This is a genomic window from Pseudomonas pichavaramensis, from assembly GCF_050473265.1.
Taxonomy (GTDB): Bacteria; Pseudomonadota; Gammaproteobacteria; order Pseudomonadales; family Pseudomonadaceae; genus Aquipseudomonas.
Genome location: NZ_JBJKFJ010000014.1, coordinates 45,102 through 57,118, shown reverse-complemented (window position 1 = coordinate 57,118; position 12,017 = coordinate 45,102). Strand labels below are relative to the sequence as shown.

Sequence of the window (12,017 nt, the reverse complement as noted above, 5' to 3'; positions counted from 1 at the left end):
TCGCTCGAAGGTGTTATCAGATCGGCGAATGCTTCATACCCGCCGAGGCGAATGGCTCACCTCGGCGATCAGTGATGCCGGCTTACAAGGACTGCGGAGCCCGTTCGCACAGGACATTCAGAGCTGCCGCCCATTGCGGGTGGTCATTCAGGCAGGGCACCAGTTGCAGGCTCTCGCCGCCAGCTTCGACGAACTGCTCGCGGCCGCGGTCGCCGATTTCTTCCAGCGTCTCGATACAGTCAGCGACGAAGGCCGGACACATCACCAGCAGCTTCTTCACCCCTTGCGCTGCCAGTTCGTCGAGACGGGTCTCGGTATAGGGCTCGATCCACTTGGCGCGCCCCAGGCGCGACTGGAAGCTCACCGACCACTGCTCCGGGCGCAGACCCATGCGCTCGGCGAACAGCTCGGCGCTGCGCAGGCATTGCGCGCGATAGCAGTTGGCGAGCACCTCGGGCGAAGCACTGCGGCAGCAGTCGTCGCCTTTCAGGCAATGACCACTGGGATCGAGCTTGTGCAGGTGGCGCTCGGGCAGACCATGAAAGCTCAGCAACAGGTGATCGAAGTCCTGCTCCAGGTAGGGCCTGGCACTGGCCACCAGGGCGTCAAGGTATTCCGGCTGATCGTAAAACGGCGGCAGTGTCGACAGACGCAGGTCGAGACCGTGCTCACGTATCACCCGCTTGACCTCCTCGATCACCGTGGTGGTGGTGCTGTCGGCGAACTGCGGATACAGCGGCGCCAGAGTGATCTGACGCACACCCTGGGCAGCCAGACGCTGCAGAGTCGACTCGATGGAAGGCTCGCCGTAGCGCATGGCCAGCTCCACCGGCCCATGCTTCCAGTGCGCCTTCATCACCTCCTGCAGGCGACGGCTGAGCACCACCAACGGCGAACCGTCCTCCCACCAGATCGATGCATAGGCATGCGCCGAAGCGGCCGGACGCTTGATCAGAATCAACGACACCAGCAGGCGCCGTAGCGGCCAGGGCAGATCGATCACATAGGGATCCATCAGGAACTGATTCAGGTAACGGCGGACATCGGCTACTTCGGTAGACGCGGGCGAACCCAGGTTAACCAGCAACAATGCGTGATCGGTCATGCGAAATCCTAGTCATTGATGGCTCATCAGGTCGACCAGAGCCACATCCAGATGGGTGAAACGAAAACTGAAACCCGCCTCGAGTAGGCGCGCCGGTACGGCACGCTGGCCGCCCAGCAGCAACTCGGACATCTCGCCCAACGCTGCGCGCAAAATGAAAGCCGGCACGGGGAGCATGGTCGGACGGCTCAATGCCTGGCCCAGCGCCTTGGTGAACTCGGCGTTGCGCGCCGGCAGCGGCGCGCAGGCATTATAAGGACCGCGAGCATCAACTTGCTGCAAGAGAAAATCCATCAGCGCGATTTGATCGGCAATATGGATCCAGGGCATCCACTGCCGGCCGTCGCCGAGCCTGCCTCCCAGGCCCAGACGGAAGGGCAGATGCAAACGTTTGAGCATGCCGCCTTCGTCGCTCAGCACCAGACCGGTGCGTATCAGCACCACGCGCATGCCCAGTTCCTCGGCACGCAGCGCGGTCTCTTCCCAGGCACCGCACAATTGCGCGGCAAAGTCATCGGTGACCGGCTGGGCCTGCTCATCCAGCTCACGCTCACCGCCGTTGCCGTACCAGCCGACTGCCGAGCCCGAAAGCAAAACGGCCGGGCGCTGCTGGCGGCCTTGCAGCCAAGCCAGCAGCTGTTCGGTGAGCCCGATACGACTGGCCCATAACAGCGCCTTGCGCTTGCTACTCCAGGGCTTGTCGGCAATCGGTGCACCGGCGAGATTGATCACGGCATCCAGAGGTTCTTCACCCAACTCTTCGAGCTTGGCGATGCCGCGCACATCCTCACCACAAAGCGCCGCGACCTGACTCGGTCGGAGACTCCAGACAGTCAGGCGGTGGCCCTGCTCGGCCCAGTGCGCGCAAAGCGCGCGACCAATCAGTCCGGTACCGCCGGTCAGCAGGATATGCATGGCATCGTCCTCGCATGGCAATGGAAGAAACTTCACCTTTAGTCTGGTTTATGCCGCGCAGACGTGCTGCGTTTGTCCTAAACCTTAAGGAAAGGAGTACCACGTTCGGCACAGCTATACATGAAAACATTCTTGTATAGCTTTTGTCCAAACCGTAGCCTGTAAAGCATTCAGCGCTGACGAGGTAACCATGAACGCACCCATCGCCATCATTGGCACCGGCATCGCGGGGCTCTCCGCGGCCCAGGCCCTGCATGCCGCAGGGCTGGAGATTGAACTCTTCGACAAGAGCCGCGGCAGCGGCGGACGCATGGCCAGCAAGCGCAGCGACGCTGGCAGCCTGGACTTGGGCGCGCAGTACTTCACCGCCCGTGATCGCCGCTTCGTCGAGGTCGTCCAGCAATGGCAAGCCCGTGGCTGGGTCGCGGAATGGACGCCAGGTCTCTACAACGCTCAGGACGGCCAGCTCAGTGCCTCGCCGGACGAGCAGCTGCGTTGGGTCGGCACCCCGCGCATGAGTGCGATCACCCGTGCCTTGCTCGGCGCACTGCCGGTGCATTTCAGCTGCCGCATCACTGAAGTCTTCCGTGGTGACCGTCATTGGAGCCTGCAGGATGCCGACGGCAACAGCCACGGTCCCTACAGCCACGTAATCATCGCCACGCCTGCCCCGCAGGCCAGCGCCCTGCTGGCCGCCGCGCCGAAGCTGGCCGGTGCCGCTGCAAGCGTGATCATGGAACCGACCTGGGCAGTGGCATTGGGCTTCGAGCATCCATTGGCCACGCATGTCGAAGGGTGCTTCGTGCAGGACAGCCCGCTCGACTGGCTGGCGCGCAACCGCAGCAAACCCGGGCGCGATGATCGTCTCGACACCTGGGTGCTGCACGCCAGCAGTGCCTGGAGCAAACAGCACCTGGATCTATCCAAGGAAGCAGTCATCGAGCAGTTGCACGGCGCCTTTGCCGAACTCATCGGCTGTGCCGTGCCGCCACCGAGCTTCACCATGGCACACCGCTGGCTGTATGCCCGCCCGGCGCAAGCGCACCAATGGGGCGCACTGGCCGATGCCGACCTGGGTCTCTACGCCTGTGGCGACTGGTGCCTGTCGGGACGGGTGGAGGGTGCTTGGCTCAGTGGCCAGGACGTTGCCCGGCGCCTGCTCGAGCACCTGCAATGAGTCTGCCTGGCACACGCAGGCTCAATCCGCGCAAGCTGCTTCTATCGAAATGGACGGCAGCGCAGCCGCGCAACCGCGAACGTCATTTCCTGGTCACCGAACTGCTGCGGGATGAAGAAGACAACATCCTCGGCGTTGAGCTGCAGGCCGTACTCACCCGTCGCAGCCAGCAACTCGACTGGCGGCAACTGCAAGACACCGAGCGCTGGCTGCAAGGCTGGCGCTAAGCGTCCCCCGCTCGCCCGTTCTGGGCGAGCGCATTCATCGTCGCGCAAAACAGTACCAAAGTTATACAAACAGATTGACTTGTATAACGGCACTTCTAAGATATACATAAATTGTACATAGATAAGTTTATGTACAAGATCTTGGAGGTCAGGTCATGCAAGCGAGCAAAGCCAAACTGGGCATCAGCGCCTGCCTGCTGGGCGCCGAGGTGCGCTACAACGGCGGGCACAAGTTGTCACGCCTGTGCAGTCGCAGCCTGAGCGAGCATTTCGACTTCATCCCCGTCTGCCCCGAGGTCGGCATTGGCATGTCGATTCCCCGCGAGCCGATTCGCCTGGTCGGCGACCCACTGGCCCCACGCGCAGTCGGTACCGTCGACCGTTCGCGTGACGTGACCGATGCCCTGAGTGCCTACGCCGAGCGCATGGCTCACGAACTGCAAGGCATCAGTGGCTACATCTTCATGCAGCAGTCGCCGTCGTGCGGGCTGGAGCGGGTCAAGGTCTACCAGGAAGGCGGACGCCCCAGCGAACCGGGACGCGGTATCTTCGCCGCCACCTTCTGCGCCCGTCACCCGGATCTCCCGGTGGAAGAAGATGGCCGCCTGAACGACCCGGTGCTGCGCGAGAACTTCATCACCCGCGTTTACGCCCACGCCGAATGGCAACGCCTGCTGCAGCAGGGGCTGACCCGCCGCGCTTTGATCGCCTTCCACTCGCGTTACAAGTACCTGCTGATGGCCACCGACCCGGCGCGCTACAAGTCACTGGGGCGCCTGCTCGGCAACCTCAGCCAGCACAACCTGGCCGAACTGGCGCCGCACTATTTCAGCGAGCTGATGAGTGCCTTGAAGAAGTGCGCCACACGCGGCACCCACAGCAACGTTCTGCAGCATTTGAGCGGCTACCTGAAACGCGCACTGAGCGCTGATGAAAAGCAGGAGATGCAACAACTGATCGGCCAGTACCGCGAAGGCATCGTGCCATTGGTGGTACCGCTGACCCTGCTCAAGCATCACTTCCGCCGCCACCCGGACCGCTACATCGCGGAGCAGGCCTACCTGCAACCGCACCCCGAGCCACTCAGCCTGCGCAATGCGCTGTAATGTCATGATCAGCGAAAGCATCGCCGGCGAAGAAACCGGCACGGATTACCGCCAGGCGCTCGACGAGGGTTATCTGCCGATTCGCGAGGTCGCGCGGAGCACCGGTATCAACGCCGTGACCCTGCGCGCCTGGGAACGTCGCTACGGTCTGATCGTGCCGTACCGCACGCCCAAGGGGCATCGTCTCTACTCCCCCGCCAACGTGGAGCGCATCCACGCGATTCTCGCCTGGCTGTCCCGCGGCGTGGCAGTCGGGCAGGTCAAGGCACTGCTGGATCACGGCCAGACACCTCAGGCACTCAGCACCGATAACTGGTCGCGGCAGCGCAACGAATTGCTGGGCTGCATCATCGAGCTCAACGAGCGGCGCCTGGATGATCGCTTCAATGCGGCCCTGGCCCTTTACCCCGCCAGTACCTTGGCGGAGCAAATGCTCTGGCCGCTGCTCGGTGATTTGCGCCAGCGCTGGCAAGGCCAGTTCGGCGCGCGCGCCGAGCAGGTGTTCTTCCTCTCCTGGCTACGCAGCAAACTGGCCACCCGCATCTACCACAGCAATCGCCAGCTCGGCGGCGCTCCTCTGCTGTTGATCAACCTGGGTGATGCGCCCATGGAGCCTGGTCTGTGGTTGTGCGCCTGGCTGGCCAGCGCCAGCGATTGCCCGGTAGAAGTCTTCGATTGGCCGCTGCCGGCCAATGAACTGCTGACGGCGCTTGAACAAATCGAACCGCGCGCCGTGCTGCTTTATGCCGAACAGGCGCTGGACGGCGCTCTGCTGCGCCGTCAGTTGCCGCGCCTGGCTGAACAATGCGCGGTGCCGCTACTGATCGCCGGCCCCGCCACTCACATCCACCGCGATGCGCTGAGCACGCTCGAGTCGGCCAGCGACCCGCTCGCCGCCCATGCCTGGCTGCTCCGCCAGGGTCTGCTCAGTGCTCAAGAGGTCACCCCATGCAACAACTGATGTGGTTTCGCAGCGACCTGCGCGTACAAGACAACACAGCCCTCAACCAGGCCATGCGCAGTGGCTCGACTATCGCCCTGTACCTCGTCACACCGGGCCAGTGGCAGCGCCACGACGATGCGCCCTGCAAGGTGGACTTCTGGCTGCGCAACCTTGCCGAACTGAGCAAGGCACTGGCGACTCTCAACGTGCCGCTACTGGTGCGTGAGTGTGCGGACTGGAGCGAGGTACCCGAACAGATCGCCGAGGTCTGTCACCAGCACAACATCCTCGCCGTGCACGCCAACGAGGAATATGGCATCAACGAGACGCTGCGAGATCAGCAGGTCGAAGCCTATCTGCGCCAGCAGGATATCGCCTGGCACAGCCATCTCGACCAACTGTTCTTCAAGCCTGGCAGCGTTTTGACCCGTTCCGGCGGCTACTTTCAGGTCTACAGCCAGTTTCGCAAGGTCTGTTACGAACGGCTGCACACCGCGCTGCCTGCCTTGATCGCACTGCCCAAGGCGCAGGCACCACTGGCCATCGGCAGTGATGCGATTCCCGATAAGGCCGACGGCTTTGCCTCTCCCAGCGACAGCCTGCGCCTGCTCTGGCCGGCCGGGGAGAAAGCCGCACTGCAGCGCCTGCAGCACTTCGCCGACGATCAGGTCAGCTACTACCAGGAGGAACGCGACTTCCCGGCCACGCCTGGCACCAGCCAATTATCAGCCTACCTGGCGGCTGGCGTGGTCTCACCGCGCCAGTGCCTGCACGCTGCACTGGCCGCCAACCAGGGCGAGTTCGACAGCGGCAATCCCGGCGTCGTTACCTGGATCAACGAACTACTCTGGCGCGAGTTCTACAAACACACCCTGGTCGGCTACCCGCGCGTATCGCGCCATCGTGCATTCCGCCTGGAAACCGAGGCGCTGCCGTGGCGTGACGCGCCAGAAGAGTTGGCCGCCTGGCAGCATGGCCGCACCGGCCTGCCGATCATCGACGCCGCCATGCGCCAGCTGCTGGCAACCGGCTGGATGCACAACCGCCTGCGCATGATCGTCGCCATGTTCCTGACCAAGAACCTGCTGATCGACTGGCGCGAGGGCGAGCGCTTCTTCATGCGCCACCTGATCGACGGAGACCTGGCGGCGAACAATGGTGGCTGGCAATGGAGCGCCTCCACCGGCACCGATGCAGCCCCCTACTTCCGCATCTTCAACCCGATCAGCCAGTCGCAGAAGTTCGACCCGGACGGCCAGTTCATTCGCCAATGGGTGCCGGAACTGGCCGAACTGAACAAGCGCGACATCCACGATCCGTCGGCGCTCGGCGGGTTGTTCGCCCCCCACGGCTATCCACGGCCAATCGTCGACCTGTCGCGCTCGCGCGAACGCGCCCTCTCCGCCTTCAAGAATCTGGGTGCGCGGGAGGTGCCGGCATGAGCGACTTTCTGCAGCATTTCGCCGAGCGCTTCGCCGCATTGAACAAGGACAACCTCGAGCTTTTGGACGAGCTGTACAGCGAGGACGTGCTGTTTCGCGACCCGCTGCATGAAGTGCATGGGCTGACAGCCGTGCGCAGCTATTTCGCCGAGCTGTACGCCAACGTTGAGGCACTGCATTTCGACTTTCACGGCTTCGATCAGGTCAGCGAAGGCCAAGGCTACCTGCGCTGGACCATGCGCTTTCGCCATCCGCGCCTGCGCGGGGGTGAAGAAATCGCAGTCGAGGGCTGCTCGCATCTGCTCTGGCGTGAGCGCGTCTATCAGCACCGTGATTACTTCGACGCTGGCGCGCTGCTCTACGAGCACCTGCCCGTGTTCGGCAGCGTGATCGCCTGGTTGAAACGGAGGCTTGCATGAAACGTATCTGGCTCACCGGCGCCAGCAGCGGCATCGGCGCCGCACTGGCTGAAGAGCTGCTGCGTGCCGGTCACTACCTGGCCGTCAGCGCCCGCAGCAGCGGCCCGTTGCAGGACCTGGCGACTCGCTATGGCGAGCAGGTGCTGGTGGCCCCGGGTGATCTGACCGACGCCGAGCAAGTACGCGCCATCGGTGAACGTATCGCTCAGCAGTGGGGCGCGCTCGATTGCGTGATTCTCAATGCCGGAACTTGCGAGTACATCGAGGTGCGCCAGTTCGAGGCAGCGATGATCGAACGGGTAGTCAGCACCAACCTGTTCGCCGCCAGCTACTGCATCGAAGCCGCCCTGCCCTTGCTGCGCAAAGGCAACCACCCACACCTGGTCGGTGTTGGCAGCTCGGTGACCTACCTGCCGCTACCGCGCTCCGAAGCCTACGGCGCGTCCAAGGCTGCCATCCGTTACCTGCTGCAAAGTCTGCGCATCGATCTGGCCGCCGAAGGCATCGATGTCACCCTGGTCAGCCCGGGCTTCGTCGATACCCCGCTGACGCAGAAGAACGACTTCCCCATGCCCATGCGCTGGCCGGTCGAGCGCGCCGCCCGGCATATCGCCGCACGCCTGGACAAGCGCCCGCACGAGATCGCCTTCCCTATTCCCTTCATCGCCCTACTGAAACTGCTTGGCAGTCTGCCCAGCAGACTGCAACTGGCCATAGGTCGCCGCCTGGCGCGCAACGAGGACAACGCATGAAAATCGCCATCGTCGGCAGCGGTATCGCCGGACTGACCTGTGCCTACCTGCTCAATCGCAAGCACGACATTCAGGTGTTCGAGGCCGGCGACTGGATCGGCGGCCACACCCATACCGTCGACGTTCGCCTGGACGGTCGCAGCTACGCCATCGACACCGGTTTCATCGTCTTCAATGACTGGACCTATCCCAACTTCATTCGCCTGCTGGAGCAGATCGGCGTCAGCTACAAGCCGACCGAGATGAGTTTCTCGGTCAGCGATCCGCACAGCGGCGTCGAGTACAACGGCCACGACCTCAATACCCTGTTCGCCCAACGCCGCAACCTGCTATCCCCGGCGTTCTGGGGCATGCTGCGTGACATCCTGCGCTTCAATCGCCAGTCGCAGGACGATCTCGCCAGCAAACGCATCGATGCCGACACCACGCTGGGTCAGTACCTGCAGCGCAACGGCTATGGCCGGCGCTTCATCGATCATTACATCGTGCCGATGGGATCGGCCATCTGGTCCATGTCGCTGGCCGACATGCTGAGTTTCCCGCTGCAGTTCTTCGTACGCTTCTGCAAGAACCACGGTTTGCTTTCAGTCAGCGACCGTCCGACCTGGCAGGTGATCGAAGGCGGCTCGCGCAGCTACATCACGCCCTTGACGGCCAGCTTCGCCGAACGCATCCGCCTCAACTGCCCGGTCAGCAGGGTCATGCGCGATCAGGACGGCGTCACCCTGCACAGCGCGGCCGGCACCGAGCGCTTCGACAAGGTGATCTTCGCCTGCCACAGCGACCAGGCCCTGGCCCTGCTTGAGCAAGCCAGCGACGCAGAGCGGGAAATCCTCGGCGCCCTGCCCTACGCCAGCAATGATGTGGTGCTGCATACCGATACGCGCCTGCTGCCCGAGCGCCAGCTGGCCTGGGCCAGCTGGAACTATCGCCTGGGCGGACCGAGCGACCAGGCTGCCGCCGTGACCTACAACATGAACATCCTGCAGGGCATCGAGAGCGATACCACCTTCTGCGTCAGCCTCAACCAGACGGCTGCCATCGACCCGGACAAGATTCTCGCCCGCTTCCAGTACGCCCACCCGCAATACAGCCTGGCCGGCAGCGCCGCACAGACGCGCTGGGAAGAACTGCTCGGTGCGCAGCACAGCTATTTCTGCGGCGCTTACTGGGCCAACGGTTTTCACGAAGATGGCGTGGTCAGCGCTCTGCGCGTGGCCCGCGCCTTCGGAGAGACGCTCTGATGCACAGTGCCCTGTACAGCGGCTGGGTGCAGCATCGCCGCTTCACCCCACGCGCCCATGCCTTTCGTTATCGCATGGGCCTGCTGTACCTCGACCTGGATGAACAGGCGCAACTGTTCGCCCTCTCGAAGCTGGCCGGCTCCAGCCGCTTCGCGCCCTTCGCCTTTCGTGAAACCGATTACCTGCCGGCATACACCCGCCAGGGCATGCCGCTGCACGAGGCAGTGCGCAACCGGGTAGAGGACGCGCTCGGCACTCGCCCCGAAGGACGCATCTGCGTACTGACGCAACCACGCAGCTGGGGCCTGGCCTTCAATCCGGTCAGCGTCTTCTACTGCCACGATAGCGAAGGGCGGCTGATGGCGATTCTCTGCGAGGTGAGCAATACGCCCTGGCGCGAACGCTATCACTACGTAGCCGCCGTCAGCGGCGAGGGCCACCAGCGAATCAGTGTGGACAAGGCCTTCCATGTCTCGCCCTTTCTGCCGCGCGAACTGCAGTACCGCATGAGTTTCAGCCCGGTGGGCGAACGGCTCGGCGTGCACATGGCCGACTGGCAGGGCGAGACCAAGGTATTCGATGCCAGCCTCAGCCTGCGGCGCACCGCCCTCGACCGCGCCAGCCTGCACCGCTACCTGCTCGGTTTCCCCTGGATGACCGGCAAGACCCTTGCCGCCATTTACTGGCAGGCCCTGCGCCTGCTGCTCAAGCGTATGCCGATTTTCGACCATACCCCCGCGGAAGGTAGCTTCCGCGTCGCCCGCCCGCACGTGAAGGACATGCCCCATGAAAAGTTCTAGCCTGACCGCCACCCGAAGCCTGGTTCGCAGCGGCAATGGCCTCGGTGCCAGCCTGTTGCGACGCGCCGTGATCCGCCAACTGCAGAACCTGCACCACGGCTTGCTGGTGATTCACGAGGCGGGCGACAGCCTGCATTTCGGCGACCCGCAGTCGCGCTTGAGAGCGGAGATCGTGGTGCACGACGCCGCGGTCTGGGGTCTGGTTGCCGGCAATGGCTCGATCGGCTCGGGCGAAGCCTATATCCACGGCTACTGGAGCACACCGGACCTGACAGCGGTGATTCGGGTATTCGTCGCCAATCTCGATGTGCTGGACGCCATGGAGGCGGGGCTGGCGCGCCTCGGCCGGCCACTGATCCAGGGCCTGCACTGGCTCAACCGCAATACCCGGCAGGGTTCGCGACGCAATATCGCCGCGCACTATGACCTGGGCAATGACCTGTTCGAGCAGTTTCTCGATCCGACCATGATGTACTCGGCGGCCATGTTCCTCAGCGAAAGCGACAGTCTGGAGCAGGCGCAGCTCAACAAGCTCGAGCGCATCTGCCAGAAACTGGCCCTGCAGCCCACAGACCACCTGCTGGAAATCGGCACCGGCTGGGGTAGCATGGCGATTCACGCAGCAACCCGTTACGGCTGCAAGGTGACCACCACCACGCTGTCGCGCGAGCAGTATGCCCACACCGAGCGGCGTATCCGCGAGCTGGGCCTGGAGGACCGCGTTACCCTGTTGCTGGAGGACTATCGCGATTTAGAGGGCCAGTACGACAAGCTGGTGTCCATCGAAATGATCGAGGCCGTCGGTCATCGCTTCCTGCCCACCTACTTCGCTCAGTGCGCGCGCCTGCTCAAGCCCGAGGGGCTGATGCTGCTGCAGGCCATCACCATCCGCGATCAGCGCTATGAGCAGGCATGCAGCTCGGTGGACTTCATCCAGCGCTACATCTTCCCCGGTGGCGCCCTGCCCTCGATGCAGAAGATGCTCGACGTGGTCACCCGGCATACCGACCTCAACCTGCACCACATGGAAGACTTCGGTCTGCACTATGCGCGTACCCTGCGCCTGTGGCATGACAACCTGCGCCAGGCGCGGCAGCGCCTGGAGCAACTGGGCTACGACGATTACTTCTATCGCCTGTGGGAGTTCTACCTCTGCTATTGCGAAGGCGGCTTCCTCGAACGCACCATTGGCACCGCACAATTGCTGCTGGCCAAGCCGGCGGCCCGTCCGGCTCCCCTGCTAGGAAACTTCGATGCCTAAACTGATCGCCAATGCCCTCCTGTTCCAGCTCGGCTGGCTGGTCTGCGTATTCGCAGGCGATGGCCCGTGGCTGCTGGTAGTGGCGGCGATCATCGCCGTGCATCTGCTGTGGGTCAGCAGTTGGGCGGCGGAAGGCAAACTGCTGCTCAGCGTGTTTTTCCTCGGCAGCGCGCTGGACAGTTTCCTGCTCAACCTTGGCCTCTTCGACTTCGGCGAGCCACGCCAGCTGATTCCGCTATGGCTGGCGCTGCTGTGGCTGTTGCTGGCCAGTACGCTCAATCATTGCCTGGCCTGGACGGCCAGGCCCTGGTGGCGCGCCAGCCTGCTCGGCGCCGTGGCTGCGCCGCTGTCCTACTACGGTGGAGCGAAGATCGCCGGCGTCGCCCTGCCGCTGGGCCCCTGGCCAACCCTGGCGATTCTGGCGCTGACCTGGGCAATCGTGATGCCGCTGCTGCACGGCTTCGCCAGGCTGTACCACGCACAGTACGAGCAGCGCCTGCGCAGCCAACGCGCGACCTTGTAACGGCCGTGCCACGTATCCGCAGTGATGTGGGAGGCGCTTTAGCGACGAGTTTTTATCGCGGCTAAAGCCCCTCCCACAGGAGCTGGTCGCGTCAGACCGCTTC

13 protein-coding genes are annotated in these 12,017 nt (G+C 63.6%); 11 read left to right on the top strand and 2 right to left on the bottom strand.

Translation table 11 applies throughout. The annotated features are described in order from the left end of the window. Positions 1–82: 82 nt before the first annotated feature. On the bottom strand, positions 83–1,105 hold the full coding sequence (hemH, locus tag ACJRW5_RS20595; RefSeq protein WP_484572349.1) for a ferrochelatase: 1,023 nt from the start codon (positions 1,103–1,105) through the stop codon (positions 83–85). 12 nt (positions 1,106–1,117) lie between these two features. Beyond that, a complete protein-coding gene (locus ACJRW5_RS20590) occupies positions 1,118–2,020 on the bottom strand; it encodes a TIGR01777 family oxidoreductase (RefSeq protein WP_484572348.1) in 903 nt (300 codons plus the stop codon). Between the two features lie 190 nt (positions 2,021–2,210). Between ACJRW5_RS20590 and ACJRW5_RS20585 the strand changes: the two genes are divergently transcribed. The 11 genes from ACJRW5_RS20585 (at position 2,211) to ACJRW5_RS20535 (ending at position 11,914) form a co-directional block, all read left to right on the top strand. Continuing rightward, entirely contained in the window at positions 2,211–3,197 is a 987-nt protein-coding gene (locus tag ACJRW5_RS20585; RefSeq protein ID WP_484572347.1) for an NAD(P)/FAD-dependent oxidoreductase, read from the top strand. Continuing rightward, positions 3,194–3,424, top strand: a complete 231-nt coding sequence (locus ACJRW5_RS20580) for a TIGR02450 family Trp-rich protein (RefSeq protein ID WP_484572346.1) — start codon at positions 3,194–3,196, stop codon at positions 3,422–3,424. The genes ACJRW5_RS20585 and ACJRW5_RS20580 overlap by 4 nt, the downstream gene beginning before the upstream one ends. A 155-nt stretch (positions 3,425–3,579) precedes the next feature. Next, positions 3,580–4,530, top strand: a complete 951-nt coding sequence (locus tag ACJRW5_RS20575; protein WP_484572345.1) for a YbgA family protein — start codon at positions 3,580–3,582, stop codon at positions 4,528–4,530. 4 nt (positions 4,531–4,534) lie between these two features. Next, positions 4,535–5,491, top strand: a complete 957-nt coding sequence (locus ACJRW5_RS20570) for a MerR family transcriptional regulator (protein WP_484572344.1) — start codon at positions 4,535–4,537, stop codon at positions 5,489–5,491. Continuing rightward, entirely contained in the window at positions 5,479–6,915 is a 1,437-nt protein-coding gene (gene phrB, locus ACJRW5_RS20565; protein WP_484572343.1) for a deoxyribodipyrimidine photo-lyase, read from the top strand. The genes ACJRW5_RS20570 and phrB overlap by 13 nt, the downstream gene beginning before the upstream one ends. Continuing rightward, positions 6,912–7,334, top strand: coding sequence for a nuclear transport factor 2 family protein (locus ACJRW5_RS20560; RefSeq protein WP_484572342.1), 423 nt, complete (start codon positions 6,912–6,914; stop codon positions 7,332–7,334). The genes phrB and ACJRW5_RS20560 overlap by 4 nt, the downstream gene beginning before the upstream one ends. Next, on the top strand, positions 7,331–8,086 hold the full coding sequence (locus ACJRW5_RS20555) for an SDR family NAD(P)-dependent oxidoreductase (protein WP_484572341.1): 756 nt from the start codon (positions 7,331–7,333) through the stop codon (positions 8,084–8,086). Before ACJRW5_RS20560 ends, ACJRW5_RS20555 begins: the two co-directional genes overlap by 4 nt. Next, positions 8,083–9,330, top strand: a complete 1,248-nt coding sequence (locus tag ACJRW5_RS20550; protein ID WP_484572340.1) for an NAD(P)/FAD-dependent oxidoreductase — start codon at positions 8,083–8,085, stop codon at positions 9,328–9,330. The genes ACJRW5_RS20555 and ACJRW5_RS20550 overlap by 4 nt, the downstream gene beginning before the upstream one ends. Continuing rightward, on the top strand, positions 9,330–10,130 hold the full coding sequence (locus ACJRW5_RS20545; RefSeq protein WP_484572339.1) for a DUF1365 domain-containing protein: 801 nt from the start codon (positions 9,330–9,332) through the stop codon (positions 10,128–10,130). The genes ACJRW5_RS20550 and ACJRW5_RS20545 overlap by 1 nt, the downstream gene beginning before the upstream one ends. Beyond that, a complete protein-coding gene (locus ACJRW5_RS20540; RefSeq protein ID WP_484572338.1) occupies positions 10,117–11,391 on the top strand; it encodes a class I SAM-dependent methyltransferase in 1,275 nt (424 codons plus the stop codon). The genes ACJRW5_RS20545 and ACJRW5_RS20540 overlap by 14 nt, the downstream gene beginning before the upstream one ends. Then, positions 11,384–11,914 (top strand): DUF2878 domain-containing protein, encoded by a 531-nt coding sequence (locus ACJRW5_RS20535; protein ID WP_484572337.1) that lies wholly within the window; start codon positions 11,384–11,386, stop codon positions 11,912–11,914. The genes ACJRW5_RS20540 and ACJRW5_RS20535 overlap by 8 nt, the downstream gene beginning before the upstream one ends. Positions 11,915–12,017 lie beyond the last annotated feature (103 nt).